Source organism: Alkalinema pantanalense CENA528, assembly GCF_050753345.1.
Classification (GTDB): domain Bacteria; phylum Cyanobacteriota; class Cyanobacteriia; order Leptolyngbyales; family Leptolyngbyaceae; genus Alkalinema; species Alkalinema pantanalense.
The window spans coordinates 75,624-89,779 of the sequence record NZ_JBLZFX010000003.1; the positions used below are offsets into that span (position 1 = coordinate 75,624).

The 14,156-nt window shown below is 49.3% G+C and carries 15 protein-coding genes; 12 read left to right on the forward strand and 3 right to left on the reverse strand.

All coding sequences use genetic code 11. The features are described 5' to 3' along the window. The first annotated feature begins 87 nt into the window (after positions 1-87). Both ACN4EG_RS01625 and ACN4EG_RS01630 read left to right on the forward strand, forming a co-directional pair. Positions 88-1,752: an Lpg1974 family pore-forming outer membrane protein gene (locus ACN4EG_RS01625; protein WP_431627410.1), complete on the forward strand. Its 1,665-nt coding sequence runs from the start codon at positions 88-90 to the stop codon at positions 1,750-1,752. A gap of 120 nt (positions 1,753-1,872) precedes the next feature. After that, positions 1,873-2,394: a gamma-glutamylcyclotransferase family protein gene (locus ACN4EG_RS01630; protein WP_431627411.1), complete on the forward strand. Its 522-nt coding sequence runs from the start codon at positions 1,873-1,875 to the stop codon at positions 2,392-2,394. Between the two features lie 89 nt (positions 2,395-2,483). Here ACN4EG_RS01630 and ACN4EG_RS01635 read toward each other — a convergent pair whose 3' ends face one another. From ACN4EG_RS01635 to ACN4EG_RS01645, 3 genes are all read right to left on the reverse strand, one after another. Then, positions 2,484-3,071, reverse strand: a complete 588-nt coding sequence (locus tag ACN4EG_RS01635; protein WP_431627412.1) for an anti-sigma factor family protein — start codon at positions 3,069-3,071, stop codon at positions 2,484-2,486. Positions 3,072-3,252: 181 nt separating this feature from the next. Then, positions 3,253-3,909, reverse strand: a complete 657-nt coding sequence (locus ACN4EG_RS01640) for a sigma-70 family RNA polymerase sigma factor (RefSeq protein ID WP_431627413.1) — start codon at positions 3,907-3,909, stop codon at positions 3,253-3,255. A gap of 500 nt (positions 3,910-4,409) precedes the next feature. Further along, positions 4,410-4,556: a hypothetical protein gene (locus ACN4EG_RS01645; RefSeq protein ID WP_431627414.1), complete on the reverse strand. Its 147-nt coding sequence runs from the start codon at positions 4,554-4,556 to the stop codon at positions 4,410-4,412. 279 nt (positions 4,557-4,835) lie between these two features. Between ACN4EG_RS01645 and ACN4EG_RS01650 the strand changes: the two genes are divergently transcribed. From ACN4EG_RS01650 to ACN4EG_RS01695, 10 genes are all read left to right on the forward strand, one after another. Then, positions 4,836-5,366, forward strand: a complete 531-nt coding sequence (locus ACN4EG_RS01650) for a L,D-transpeptidase (protein WP_431627415.1) — start codon at positions 4,836-4,838, stop codon at positions 5,364-5,366. A gap of 186 nt (positions 5,367-5,552) precedes the next feature. Beyond that, positions 5,553-6,026 (forward strand): globin family protein, encoded by a 474-nt coding sequence (locus ACN4EG_RS01655; protein WP_431627416.1) that lies wholly within the window; start codon positions 5,553-5,555, stop codon positions 6,024-6,026. A 206-nt stretch (positions 6,027-6,232) separates the two neighbouring features. Further along, positions 6,233-6,913 carry a V4R domain-containing protein gene (locus ACN4EG_RS01660; protein ID WP_431627417.1) on the forward strand — a complete coding sequence of 227 codons (681 nt, stop codon included), beginning with the start codon at positions 6,233-6,235 and terminating at the stop codon, positions 6,911-6,913. Further along, complete coding sequence (locus tag ACN4EG_RS01665; protein ID WP_431627418.1) at positions 6,910-7,251, forward strand: hypothetical protein; 342 nt, start codon at positions 6,910-6,912, stop codon at positions 7,249-7,251. The genes ACN4EG_RS01660 and ACN4EG_RS01665 overlap by 4 nt, the downstream gene beginning before the upstream one ends. 13 nt (positions 7,252-7,264) lie before the next feature. Next, positions 7,265-7,762 carry a globin family protein gene (locus tag ACN4EG_RS01670; protein WP_431627419.1) on the forward strand — a complete coding sequence of 166 codons (498 nt, stop codon included), beginning with the start codon at positions 7,265-7,267 and terminating at the stop codon, positions 7,760-7,762. Between the two features lie 89 nt (positions 7,763-7,851). Next, positions 7,852-8,511 carry a V4R domain-containing protein gene (locus ACN4EG_RS01675; protein ID WP_431627420.1) on the forward strand — a complete coding sequence of 220 codons (660 nt, stop codon included), beginning with the start codon at positions 7,852-7,854 and terminating at the stop codon, positions 8,509-8,511. Between the two features lie 119 nt (positions 8,512-8,630). Beyond that, positions 8,631-10,169 (forward strand): serine/threonine-protein kinase, encoded by a 1,539-nt coding sequence (locus ACN4EG_RS01680; RefSeq protein ID WP_431627421.1) that lies wholly within the window; start codon positions 8,631-8,633, stop codon positions 10,167-10,169. A 92-nt stretch (positions 10,170-10,261) separates the two neighbouring features. Next, on the forward strand, positions 10,262-10,975 hold the full coding sequence (locus ACN4EG_RS01685) for an NnrU family protein (protein WP_431627422.1): 714 nt from the start codon (positions 10,262-10,264) through the stop codon (positions 10,973-10,975). A gap of 261 nt (positions 10,976-11,236) precedes the next feature. Beyond that, positions 11,237-11,566 carry a thioredoxin family protein gene (locus ACN4EG_RS01690; RefSeq protein WP_431627423.1) on the forward strand — a complete coding sequence of 110 codons (330 nt, stop codon included), beginning with the start codon at positions 11,237-11,239 and terminating at the stop codon, positions 11,564-11,566. A 111-nt stretch (positions 11,567-11,677) separates the two neighbouring features. Continuing rightward, on the forward strand, positions 11,678-13,741 hold the full coding sequence (locus ACN4EG_RS01695; protein ID WP_431627424.1) for an NAD(P)H-quinone oxidoreductase subunit 5: 2,064 nt from the start codon (positions 11,678-11,680) through the stop codon (positions 13,739-13,741). Positions 13,742-14,156: the final 415 nt, after the last annotated feature.

Consider the following 14,156-nt stretch of genomic DNA (forward strand, 5'->3'; position numbering starts at 1 on the left):
GCAGGCCGCTTTTAAGTTTTCTAGTTTCCACGGTTTCAATTTCAGAGTGCAGATCACCACCAACGAACGATCGAGGAGAAGATTGAAATGAAGGAAATCACATTGGGTGTAGCAGTCACTGTAACGGCGACCTTAACCTCTATGATGGGTGCCCAGGCAGCCCAGGCCCAGGAAAAACTGGAATCGATCGATTCCCCCGAAACTGACTTGCCATCAGAGATTATGCCTGTGCAGGCCAAGCGAGCCAGTTCGTCTAATGCCTCTGCATCAGAGACCTCCCAGCAGATTGCCCGCGCGACGGTAGATGTTACAGAACCCACGATCGAATTTTCAGCGGGGCCCTCTGTAGAGTCCTCTGTAGAGTCTTCTGTAGAGTCCTCTGTAGCCAGTACTCGCTTGGAGAAGACAACAGCAGCAGAATCGCTCATGCCTCAACTGCCGCTCAAAACAACGTCAGTAATTCCAGAAAAAGTCGCGATCTCAGAAAAAGTAGTCGTCCACGATCGTGTCCTCCTCACCACGACCGCTGCGGCTCGTCCAGTTGCCGTCAGTCCCTCGCAGGCGAAGCCAGTCGCCGAGATCGCGCCTCCCCTCAGAACCGATTCCCCCTTGGCAACGGGTAATCAATCTACAGCATCGATCGGAACTAAAGCCAATCCCACCACCTCATTTTCTCCAGAATCGACTGTTTCTCCAGAATCGACTGTTGTTGCAGATAGTTTGCAAGACAAGATTCAACAATTGGAACAGCAACAACAAAAATTACAACAAGAATTAAATCTACTACGCCAACAGGTTAGTGATAGTCAAGCTAAAAATCTAGAAATTACCCGTGAAGATTTACCAGAAGGGCTTACGGTCACGGGACAAGCGCTTTTCCTCAAGCCACGTAATAGTAATATTATGGATTTTGCGCGGGTTAACGATTCATTCAATACTGCTGTGGGTGGGCAGTTGGCGACTTTGGACTATGACCAATCCACGGCGTGGCGGGTGGGCGTCAACTATGCACCGAAGCAAAGTCCCTGGGAATTTGGCGCAACCTATACCTTCTTCAGCGCAGACAACCAAGCTACAGCCACTGAGCCAACCCGCAGTGATGGAACCCCTGGCCGTTTGCTGGCCACCTACGCCCACCCCTTCCAAAATCAACGGGCTGCCAGTGCCACCGCAGAAGCTAGCTTGGACTACGACCTCGTAGATCTAGACGTTGCCTATAATTTGCGCCCTAGCAAAAATCTGAATATTAAACTTTTTACCGGATTGCAAATTGCCAATCTCGATCAGTCCATGGCGATTCGCTATGACGGTCAGGACTTTTCTCCCAACGGCGGCACAGTGAATTCGGTCAATGATTTCAATGGGATCGGCCCAAAATTAGGGGCGGAAATGCGCCTGATGCTGGGTAGTGGGTTCAGTGTGTATGGTCGGGGTGGGGCTTCGCTGCTCTTTGGCAATGCAAAATTCCGCTACCAGGAAACCTTTGGCTCGGAAACGGTGGCGGATCTAAACTTCGATCGCAAGCAAACGCTCCCAACGGTGAATTTTGCGGTGGGGGTAGATTGGACAGGCCAACTCAGTAAAACGGCGAAACTCTCGATCGGTGCGGGCTATGAATATCAACACTGGTTTAATGCAACCCGCGACATTCGCTTTGTAGACGATGCTAGTCCTGCGATTTTTGCAGAGCGTCAGGGCGATCTAAGTATGCAAGGCTTCTTTGTGAAAGCTGGTATTTCCTTCGTGTTTTAGGAACAAGGCGAAGGCTGCAATCCGATCTCCCCCCATTGCATAAATCCTAGAAATCAGGAAAAAATCGAGAAGCTATTGGATCATTCCGGCTTCTCTTTTTAATTGCATTCCGCTTGCAACATGTTGAACCCATCCGCTATCCATATTTTTGTCTACGGTACGCTGAAACCGGGGTATGCTGCCTACGATCGCCTTTGCGCTGGACGGACGATCGCAGAAGTCCCCACGATCGTGCCAGGCTCTCTCTACCATTTGCCCCTAGGCTATCCTGCAATAACGCTGGAAACCCATTTAGATATCCAATTAGACCAGCTCCAAACTCCAGACCAATCCCGACAGGTAGACCCGTCCCAACCCAATGTTACAGGTGTGAAACACTGGGTTCAGGGTTACTGCTTATCGTTTCGTGATCCTCAAATTTTAGAAACACTAGACGACTACGAACACCATGACTGGGACGACCTTCTGCAAGTCTGTCCCCACCATCCCCATGGCAATGATTATTCCAGGATCCAAAAAACAGTCTATACTCCCTCTGGACAAGTTTTTGGCCCAGCTTGGGTGTACGCAATGACGCTAGACCAAATCGATCGACTGCAAGGAAAGTTTGTTTCCAGCGGAGTTTGGCAAGGAGGATCCTAATTCTGCCAAGATCCTAGCTAAGCCATAAATTGGGACAACCCCTGCCCGCCTAGATTTTAGCCTGACATCTAGCTTACATCTAGCCTGCATCAGCGGACATCAGCGTTCTGAATTCTGGTGGGAGCAGCATTATCGTCAGCCACCGCACTCTTGGAAATGACCAAAACGGGCTGATCCAACGCAACTAATAAACCGCTATCCCCCGTACTTGCCGGAGACACCGCCGTTTCCGAAATTGGCTGAGACTGAGGAGACACCTTAGCGACTTGAGAACCATTGGTTTTGGTTGCATTATTCGCCATTTGGGGGCTATACCCCATGGGGGTGAGGTTCGATACCATTGCTACGGCAACGGCAGCCGCTGCGGCCATACCACCGCCCCATAGAACGGTCAAACGAGGTCGCCGATCGACCTTTTGCATGACTTGTTCAATAGTTTGATCAATCGGTTGCATAGGTTGAGGCGCAGGCAACGATTGAAACCCTTGACGGAGCTTGACTAATCGCTGATGGAGTTGCTGCATCTTGGCATCTTCCACCAACCAGCTCTCCACTTGACGCCGCTCATCAGCCGTGACTTCACCGTCTAAGTAAGCACTGAGGAGTTCAAAGCGATCGCGCTGGACATTCATCACACCACGACCCGATTCTGGAAATTCATTGGGGGCGGACAGCATAGACTTTTCGCGGATCAGAAGCTAAACAACAAGTACACAGAATTGATTCTAAACTAGGATTCCCACTCAGCCCGTCCATCAAGAACCCTCCTAGGGAATCAATCCATTAGGGCTCCTTTCAGGTCTTGTGTTCTAGGCGAGGTGTAGGGTCAACTCATCCTAGCAAAGCCCCCTCCAATCTTCATCCCTCTAAATAAGGTTGAAGCTGTTCCTGAAGGCGGAGGCGGGCGCGGGCAATGCGAGATTTAACGGTACCCAGAGAAACGCCAGTAATTTCAGCAATCTCTTCGTAAGCCATGCCTTCAATTTCTCGGAGGACAATGGTGGTGCGAAAGACCTCCGGCAAATCTGCGATCGCCAATTGTAGCTGATCGTAGAACTCCCGACTGGTCATCTCTTCCACTGGCCCCGGTGCATCGGAGGCAATTTCCCAATCCACTTCGCCATCTTCCACAGACAACGGTGCGTCTAGGGAAAGAGGAGCAGCATTACGCTTCCGTTTGCGCAACTCGTCATAGAACAAGTTGGTCGCAATCCGACTCAGCCAACCCCGAAATTTAACCGGTTCCTGCAATCGCTTGATATTACGATAGACACGGATCCATACTTCCTGTGCCAAGTCCGATCGATCTTGCCAATCCGGTGCTAAGTGATAAAGCACCTTGTCCACATGGGATTGATGCCGACGCATCAATTCGGCAAACGCAGCTCGCTCCGGGCGATGCCCCGTTTGGCATTGCAGCACCAAATCGTAGTTAGAGAGTTTATCGACTTGCACAGACGTTTGAGGAACCATGACCTCAACCGCAGACCAGGACGCAGAAATAGGCTGACTCATAGGAAGAAACGAGCTAAAACACAGTCTAAAACAACTGTCTAACGACGGTTTAAAACGTGGATAACGCTTTCCTCTAGTGACCCTATCCCTAACAATAAAGTTCCCGACGAAGTTGAAACTCACTGATCTACATCGGTCTGAGCAATGTCATCTGATCCATGTCAGTGGCTGCTTCGGTCTGAACGGTTTACCTGAATCTGAGTTGATTGAATATAGTGATTGAAACAACGGATTGTCTACCCGATAGCGACATGCCGTATCAGGAATACACCATAACTCAGGATGGGCCTTCTGGCGCATTTAGGGTAGATGAATCCAATATCCCTGCCAAATATCCGTGAAAAAAGGCACCTCAAAGGGTACCTTATGGACTGGAATGGTGGATCTTGTAATTGAACGAGCCTGTAATTGAACCAGTGGAACAAATAGACACCAAGGAGTGGGCTGATTAACACCGAGCACGGGCTAGGCCCGGATCCTTACCCTAAAGCCAGAGGTTTCTACACAGCTGGAGCCAGGGTAGGTAAGGCAGCATTATGGGGGAGCAAGGTAACAGCGCCAGCCTTATGGACAGGCATGGCGGGCAATTTCATCAACAAGTAGAGTGCGATGGTCAGAATGGTGGCTAGGATAAATTTCTCAACCATACGGCTTCCCTCTTTTAACTCTGCATGACAGTAAAAGCAGCCCATAGTCGGTGAATTCCGTATAAAAATTTCATAAGATTCCTATTGTTTTGTCAAAATCCCATGAAGCCTCCTAGAAATCTCTGTGCCTCCGATGGCCCAAAAGAGGCTGGGCCCGTCTGATTGTGCAATTCGAGGGTTCTTGCGCTAGGGTGAGAAGGGTAGGTTGAAGATTATCAAGTTGGGTATGACCGAGGTATGGCGGTTAAGGCACACAAATCAGTTCTTGCTCGCCATTTGATGCTGTTGTTCATCATGGGTGGGATTTTGGTTGGGCTGGGTCAGCGGAATGGCCTGAATCGCTATGCCCAAGCATTTCAATCATCTACCCCTCTGGATACATCGACGCCTTCAGAACCGCAAGAAATGGGGCCTCGTGCCTACGATACTCGGTTGGTGGTGGATTTGAGCGATCGCGTGGTCTATCTTTACCGCCATGACAAAATTAAAGCTAGCTACCGGGTAGCGATCGGGCAAAAAGGGTGGGAAACTCCTACGGGAAATTTTCGGATTAAACAAATGATCCCCCATCCCACCTGGCAGCATCCTTTAACTGACGAAATTTTTCCCCCCGGTTTAGAAAATCCCCTGGGCGATCGGTGGATTGGGTTTGCGGCAGATACCACGATGAAAATTGGGTTCCATGGAACTCGTGAGACAAGTAGTATTGGCAAGGCCGTTTCCCATGGCTGTTTGCGTATGACCAATCAAAATGTTCGATCGTTATACGAGGAAGTTTCCCTGGGAACAGTCGTCACTGTTCGCCCATAAATCAGCCTGTAAATCAATCTAGGAATGGCGTTAGTCCCAAAGTTTTCTAGGGCATTCTCCATACATGGCTTTGTACAAAAGTTTCTACCTAACATTGCGCAATGTTGAATGCAGAACTGAGTAGAAAGTTAATGTATCAAGTCAATGTAGAAAGTCAAGCGCCGATTGCCTACCGAGGAAGTTCCCATGCTAAGTCAGATGCAGCGTCTGAGTGTTGAAGCCGATGGTCGCTACGCTACCGATGAAGAGCTCAAATTTTTGGCCACCTATTTGAGATCCTATGACCAGCGCTTACAAACCTATCAGAAACTGCAAAGCTCGGAAACAACCCTGATTCAGCAGGTTTACGATCGCGTGCGAACCAAGGATCCGAATACATTTCGTAATGGAAATACCGATCACACCAGTATTTGCAAGCGCGACATGTCGATGAACCTACGGTACGCAGCTCTCGCGATGTTACTAGATGACACAGATACCTTGCGAGAAAAGCATTTGTTTTGGTGTCAGACCATTATGCGCGCTTGTGGTATCCAACGGAAGTGCAATCTCATTTACTCCACCATGCAAGAGGTCACTCAACAACAACTCGACCCCGCGCAGGCTCGTTTGATTAACGGAGTCCTTGAACAAACTCAGCGATTGCTGGGTGGCGTCTAATGTTGTGCCTAGCCTAATTTTGCTTAGCCTAACTTTGCCTGGTCTAATTTTGCGCAATCGTTTATTTGCCTAGCATTCCACGCAGCCTAGCATTTCACACAGCCTAGTATTTACACCAGTCCCTTTCCTCTTCGCACATCCACTTTCAGCAATCCTGCTTGAAGTTCATTCTGAAGCATTCTTAAGGAACATTCTGAGGCATTACGATGACTGTGACACTGATTCACCAGAGTTCTGCGAAACGCACTAATCCCAAGAAACATAACCATTACGGGTTTCAGGATTTCTTTCAATTCGATCCTGACAAGGGCACGATCGTGGATTGGAACAATAGCCAAAACATCATGGCGACCGAAGATTTTATCATCGGCTTAGTGGAAGGGTTGGAAGAGGAAGTAGGAACCGCTTCCGCTGCAACGATGTACACGATCGGTTGTGAGTGGGGTCAGAAAGATGCCTTCTTTTTCGAAAAATGGTTTGAGAAGGAATTCGATCGTCCTGTCCGCCAAACAAGTTTGATGTTTCTCCTAGAAACTTGGTGGTGGCCGTTTACTGCCCAGGGCTGGGGTCGGTGGGAAGTCGATCTCGGCGATCGTCGCCAAGGTTTTATGTTCATCAACTTATTTGACTCTGCGGTCGCTCGAACCCTGGGGGATGTGGGTAAACCCGTTTGTTTTCTCTACGCAGGGCTGTTTGCTGGCTTCTTTACCGAAATGGTGAAAAAACAACTGAGCTGCATTGAAATTCAGTGTTACTCCATGGGCGAAACCTATTGCAAGTTTTTGCTTGGTGGGAAGGAGCGCATTGATGCAGCAGCCTTTTGGATGAATGAAGGCGCAACCGCAAAAGACATTGAAAAACGCCTGCGTTCCGGAGAATTAAAATGATGGGTTTTGCTGAACCGACCTTGCCCCAAGACTGGCTTCTGACGCCAGTACAGCGTTTTTTGAGTCAGGTAAATTGGGAGGGGATTGAAGAAAGTCAGCGATCGCGATCGCTAGGGACATCGAGTCAACCGACCGGCGTTGATCCCAACTCACCCCTGCCTCTGAGCTTGACAGTCAGCCAGTTTATGACAGCGGTGAATTGGGAGGGAGCCATCATGGTAGATGTGAATGCGCTACCGACTGAGTTAACTGCGCTCGACGATCTGTTAGGTGATGCGGATGATGCCAGCGATAAAGAACCGAAATTTACCCTCACCGATTTTTCAGATTTGTTTTAAAGGAGTTTGAGCCATGCATCCTGTGATTGAAACGCTGTTTGATGAAGCTGAAAATGGGTATATTCCGCCAGACACCTTAGCAGAGATGAATCAGTACATGAAATCTTTGCCGGAGCGACTCGCAGCCTATCGCACCCTCCGCGATCGCGAAATTCCAATCATGCAAAAGGTAGCGGATGAACTGCAATCACAATTCAGTGGGGAAACCGTAGAACGGCTAGAACAAAGCCTAAAAGCAGGAATTCTGGCAGTTCGGCACTGTGCCATGGCGATGTTGATGCAGGATGAACGCTATCTAGAGGAACGCCTGTTAACTTGGTTGGAGGAAACCAGCCAAATTTACAATACCCAATCAATCGATCGCGTCCTTTATCCGTTAATTCGAGATCATCTCAACCAGATCTTGAATGCTAATCAAATGCGGTTATTTGAGCCTTTCTTCAGCAAAGTGCACCACGGCGTTGTATCGAGTGAAGAAGATTCCTTATTAACCGTTGCAGGGATTTTCTAGACTAAACCCGTTAGCCTAGGAAATCTTCTTGATGTTTTCCATGAATCTTTTGCAATGACCTAATCACATATTGCGGACATTTATCAGCCATGATTTCTGTTGAGGATCTACTGGTCAAAAATACATTGCCAGGAAACTACTACGCCAACCAAGCCTATTTTCGAGGCGACTTGGAAATGGGGCTACTAGAGAATCGACGGGGCGATCGACTGTTGGCAATTCCCAAGAGTTTGATCCAAGCGATTTACTCTGGCCTGAACCAAGAAACAGGACAAGCTTCTCGCCTCGTTCTATTCAACTGTGGTCGCTGGTGGGGCAAAAACTTCTACAATCGCTTCCGGGATGAGGTCTCTAACTACTACAGTGCACCGATCGTGGATATGAGCATGGCAGAATTTTTGCAATGTCTACGCAATTGTTGGGCCACCTATGGTTGGGGCAAGCTAGAATTTGACCAAACCTATCATCAGCGGGGCTTTTTGATCATCAAAACGCAAAACTCGAGCTTTGCAGACCACGGCTTAGAAGGGCAATCTTTGCCAGCCTGCTCCCTGGAAGCCGGGGTTTTATCCTCCTTTTTTAGCCAACTGACTGGGCGCGACCTCCATTGTGTGCAAACCGATTGTGAATCCTTAGGCGCAGAATGCAATACCTTTGTGATTGGGTTGCGTAAACGTTTGGAATCGGCTGAAGCCATGGTAGAAAACGGCCTTGACCATAATTCCATCATGCCTCGTTTGTGCGGCTAAGCGGATTTTTAAAGATTCGGTTAACATGCGCGATCTTTGACCGGGGACAGTCTAGCAAGTAAATTCGGTGTCTTGTCCAAACTGAGTGTATTACCCCAATATGCTGAGGAGCACTGATTGTGGCTACGCAAAAAAAAAGCTCCAAATACAGACTCCTTGGGCTAATCGGTCGGGGACAGTTTGGTCGTGTCCACTGTGCAATACATCGATCGACCGGACAGCTAGTGGCCCTCAAGGAATTAGATCCCGTTCGTTTTCCGACCCATCAGTTTCTGCGTGAGTTACGCTTTTTACTCACATTGCACCATCCCAATATTGTGACCTGCTGGGCCTGTGAGCATTCTCCCACCGGGCGTTATCTCGTGATGGATTACTGTGAGGGGGGAACGTTGCGTAACCTACTGGATGCCTACGGATCCTTACCGATCACCCTCGCACTGTCGATCGTGGAAGATATTCTCGCGGGATTGGCCCACGCCCATGCCTGTGGCATTATCCATTGCGATATCAAGCCAGAAAATATTCTGCTGCATCTCCATGACCAAGGCTGGACAGCGCGACTGTCGGACTTTGGAATTGCCCGATTAAGCCAAGAGTTAACGCCCCACAGTGGTTTCACAGGATCCCCAGCCTATATGGCTCCTGAGCGTTTTTATGGGCAGCAGTCCATGACAGCAGACACCTATGCAGTCGGGGTCTTGCTCTATGAAATGTTGGTGGGCGATCGACCCTTTACGGGTACGCCTGGAGCCTTAATGGCCGCCCATTTCAGTCAGGCCGTCTGTTTTCCAGGCAACATCCCTGAGGCATTACAACGCTTTCTGCGTAAAGCGCTGGCTAAGCTGCAAGCCCAACGGTTTCAGTCCGCAGGGGAGATGTTGGTCGCACTCCAACAAATGCAACAGGCTGAGTCTGCCCCCTCCCATTCTCTCAATCATCTGCCCCAACCCTGGCTTGCACCATTAGTTGAAAGGCAAATCGTCGAATGGCAGACTCTACCCACCATTAGCTGGGTTCCACCTACTCCCTTACCGTCGAGTCAGCCTTCCCTCACAGGTGATGCCACGCAAACGATCTATGCCCATTCACTCCAGGGCCATTGGAGGGCAACCTTAGAAACAACTACAGGACAGCTTGAAATTCGATCGGGCAACCATTACCAATCACGCTACAGCTTAAAATTGCCGACCCCGATCGCCAGAGAATGCGTCGTGCAAATCGTCCCACTCAGCAGCAAACATCTCGCGATCGTGATCCGGAGTCAGCGGCAACCGCAAGCCCCTGGGATCAGTCCCACCACGCAACTACTAATTATCAATCGGCGGGGAAAGCGCGTGGGAGATCTCCGGCTAGACCTCGATCTTCAACAACTCTGGTCTGGATCCACACCCTATCAAGTCTGGGCCACCGAGGCAGGAGATCGAACCAGCATCCTATTCATTCAGTTCAAACCTTTTACAATTCGTCGCATTGCTCTCAATATCAATCCCCAGCATGTGATCAATACAGAGCAAGGAACGATCGTTCTCGACGCGCAAGGTCAGGGCTGCTTGTTAGACAAGGCGGGGGGATTCCAGTCTAAAATTCAACGCCCGATCGAGCCCCAATCTCCCGCTGCCCAGGTTCAATCAGCCGCTGCCGTTAATCAGCTCATCTGAGAATCTCTTCAACAAAGATGAAGAAATATAACGAAATGGGACGGCCTATGCTCTAAACTAGATCCCCGAACTCATTTACTCAACATACCTCCATGGCCTTGGATTGGTTAACGCCTAGCCACTTCGTGATTCTGGGATTTCTCGTCTGCTTTGCGATCGTCCACAGTGGGCTGGCCGCCCTCCGATCGATCGGGGAAGCCAAAATTGGGGCGCGGGCCTATCGCATTGTGTTTGCCTTAGCCAGCCTGGGGTTGGCGGTTCCCATGGTGATTTATTTTTTCAATCATCGTTACGATGGGGCGCAACTATGGAATCTCCAGGGCGTTCCTGGCATACAGACAACGGTTTGGATCTTGTCGGCAATTTCCTTCCTATTCCTCTACCCCGCCACCTTTAATTTGCTGGAAGTGGCCGCCCTTAAAAAGCCACAAGTTCATCTTTACGAAACAGGCATTATTCGAATCAGCCGCCATCCCCAGATGGTAGGGCAAGTAATTTGGTGTTTTGCCCATCTGTTGTGGTTAGGTACAAGCTTTATGGTCGTGACCTGTGCAGGGTTAGTCGCGCACCATTTATTTGCGGTATGGCATGGCGATCGCCGCTTAGCCCAGCGCTATGGGGAAGCCTTTAATCAGGTCAAAGATCGTACTTCTGTGATCCCGTTTTTGGCCATTTTGCAGGGTCACCAAAGTCTCAAATGGCAAGAATTTCTGCGACCGGCCTATGTGGGCGTCGGCGGCTTTGTTCTCTTGTTCTGGTGGTTACATCCCTTGCTCATTCAGGGCACGAGCCGACTGTATTGGTAGATTCTGAGGGAGAAGATTCTGGACAGAGGACATTCTGACTGGTTAGGTCTGAGTCAAGAAAACTCTACCGATGGCGGAAAATCATTTAGCCAACCCTTTAGCATCTCTTCAGGATCTTCTGACACGGGATCTTCTGACAATTGTGCAATTGCAGGGTTGAAATATTTTGCTGCGCATTAGACATCATGATTCCACGTAGCGAAAATGTGAAACACCCTGGTAGACTGATCCCTAAGGAATAGTAAAAGTGCTTAACAAGCTATGCCATCGGTTATTAATGAGCAGGCATTTGCCCAAGAGGTTCTCCAATCTTCAACCCCTGTTTTAGTTCATTTCTGGGCACCCTGGTGTGGGGTCTGCCGTATGATTGAACCGGCCTTGGAACGAGTTCGATCGGAGTTTGGGGAGTCCCTGAAGTTGGTGGGGATCAATGCTGATGAGAATCTCAGATTAACAAGTAGCTATCGAATTACGAATTTGCCAACGGTCTTAGTTTTCAAAGAAGGGCGACTTTTACACCGCATCGAGCAACTTCACCGCAAAGATGAAGTCAAATCGTCTCTAGAGAAGGTTCTATCCCTCATCCACTAGCCATGAATACGATCGCAAAAGGGTGGGCAAGATTGCCTACCTTTTTTGTGATGTGGGATAGGCTATTAAGGGTATGTATGGAAGAATAGTCACTTCAATTAGGCGTGAGTAATGGAACCGATCTATGAGTACGCCTGGATCATTCCGGTATTACCTCTGATGGGGGCAATGCTGGTGGGTTTGGGTCTAATCTCCTTCAACAAAGACATGAACCGTCTGCGGAAGGCGACCTCCACGTTTATCGTGTCGCTGATCGGCACAGCGATGGTTCTGTCCTTCAGTATTTTGTGGAGCCAGTGGCAGGGCCATGCTCCCTATACCCGCATGATTGAATGGGCAGCAGCGGGGGATTTCCACCTGCAAATGGGCTATACGATCGATGCCCTCACCTCAATGATGTTGGTCGTGGTGACGACCGTAGCCTTTTTGGTGATGATTTACACCGATGGCTACATGTCCCACGACCCCAGTTATGTCCGGTTTTATGCCTATTTAAGTTTATTTAGTTCCTCAATGCTGGGTTTGGTGATCAGCCCGAACCTAGTGCAAGTTTATGTGTTCTGGGAACTGGTGGGGATGTGTTCCTACCTGCTGATTGGTTTTTGGTTCGATCGTAAACCCGCAGCAGATGCTTGCCAAAAGGCATTTGTGACCAACCGTGTGGGTGACTTTGGCTTGCTACTTGGCATCCTCGGGCTGTACTGGTGTACCCGCAGCTTTGACTTTGGCACGATCGGCGAGCGACTCCAGGATCTCGTAGCCAATGGCACCGTCAGCGGTGGACTAGCCGCCCTGTTAGCCATCCTGGTCTTTCTCGGCCCCGTCGCCAAGTCTGCCCAATTTCCCCTCCATGTCTGGCTGCCAGACGCAATGGAAGGTCCAACGCCGATTTCTGCGCTTATTCATGCAGCCACGATGGTGGCCGCTGGTGTGTTTCTGATTGCCCGCATGTTTCCCGTCTTCGAGCACATTCCAGTGGCAATGGATGTTATTGCTTGGACGGGTGCGATTACTGCCTTCATCGGAGCTACGACCGCAATTACACAAAACGACATCAAGAAAGGGCTGGCCTACTCCACCATGTCGCAGTTGGGCTACATGGTCATGGCCATGGGCGTCGGAGCTTATAGTGCTGGTTTATTTCACCTGATGACCCATGCCTACTTCAAAGCCATGCTGTTCTTGGGATCAGGTTCCGTGATCCATGGCATGGAAGGCGTGGTTGGCCACAATCCAGCCTATGCCCAAGACATGCGATTGATGGGTGGATTGCGAAAATACATGCCCATCACCGCCATCACCTTTTTGATTGGGACGCTGGCGATTTGCGGGATTCCGCCCTTTGCGGGATTCTGGTCGAAGGACGAAATTTTGCACCAAGCCTACGAAGCCAATCCTGCCCTCTGGGGTGTTGGATTTATCACCGCTGGGATCACGGCGTTCTACATGTTCCGTATGTATTTCAGCACCTTTGAGGGCGACTTCCGAGGGCAAGATGCTGCGGTGCTGAATGTGATCGAAGGGGAACAACTGCGCCGCATGGGCATTGCCGCTGGCCCTGGCGCGATGCATTCCAAGGAACTGAGTGCCAAAGCAGATCATGGCCATGATCATCATGATGATCACCATGCCAGCAAACCCCATGAGTCTCCCATTACAATGACGCTGCCCTTGATGGTTTTGGCAGTGCCTTCCATCGGGATTGGTTTGTTAGGAACCCCCTTTGCCAACTACTTTGAAGCCTTCATCCATGCACCGGGTGAAGTGTTCCATCAAGAAGCAGTGGATCTGCCGGAATTCTTGATCATGGGCGGTAGCTCAGTGGGCATTGGCCTGATTGGTATCACGATCGCGCTGATGATGTACCTCCAGAAAAAGATTGATCCCGCTAGCATCGCTGAGAAATTCCCTAGCCTGTACAACCTGTCTAAGAACAAGTGGTACTTTGACGAAATTTATGATGCGGTCTTTGTGAAAGGATCCCGTCGTATCGCTCGCCAAGTCTTGGAAGTGGACTATAAGGTAGTCGATGGGGTAGTCAACTTAACGGGTTTGGTCACCTTGCTGACGGGGGAAGGCTTGAAATACTTTGAGAATGGACGGGCGCAATTCTATGCACTCATCATTTTCGGGGCAGTTTTGGGCTTTGTGATTGTCTCAGGGATCACAGGATAGCCTTTGGGCAATAACCCATGATGTAGAGGCACAATACGAGTCATCTCGTAGATTGATTAAGTCTTCTATTCCAAGAACGATCGCTGTGAGAGCGATCGTTCTGCATTTTTAGCAAACATTAAATTTTATGGAACTTTCTGTGGGGTTTCTGGTGAATTGGGATCGTTAGAAGTTTGTGTGATCGCCTCAACCTGCGGTTTACGTCCTATCAATCCACAAAACCCTAGCAATCTTTCTATGAAGTTCTGTAAAACTTGAAGAAGTACTGCAATTTTTTAGCCTTTCGTTTCTGAGTGTTTAGAATTTTCCTAACAGGCGGTAAAAGCTTGTTATAGATTGCAACTTAACTATTAGCGGGTAGATCGATCTCAACTGCAAGCTAAGGCTTTTCCAATGCGGATTCTCTACTGCTAAT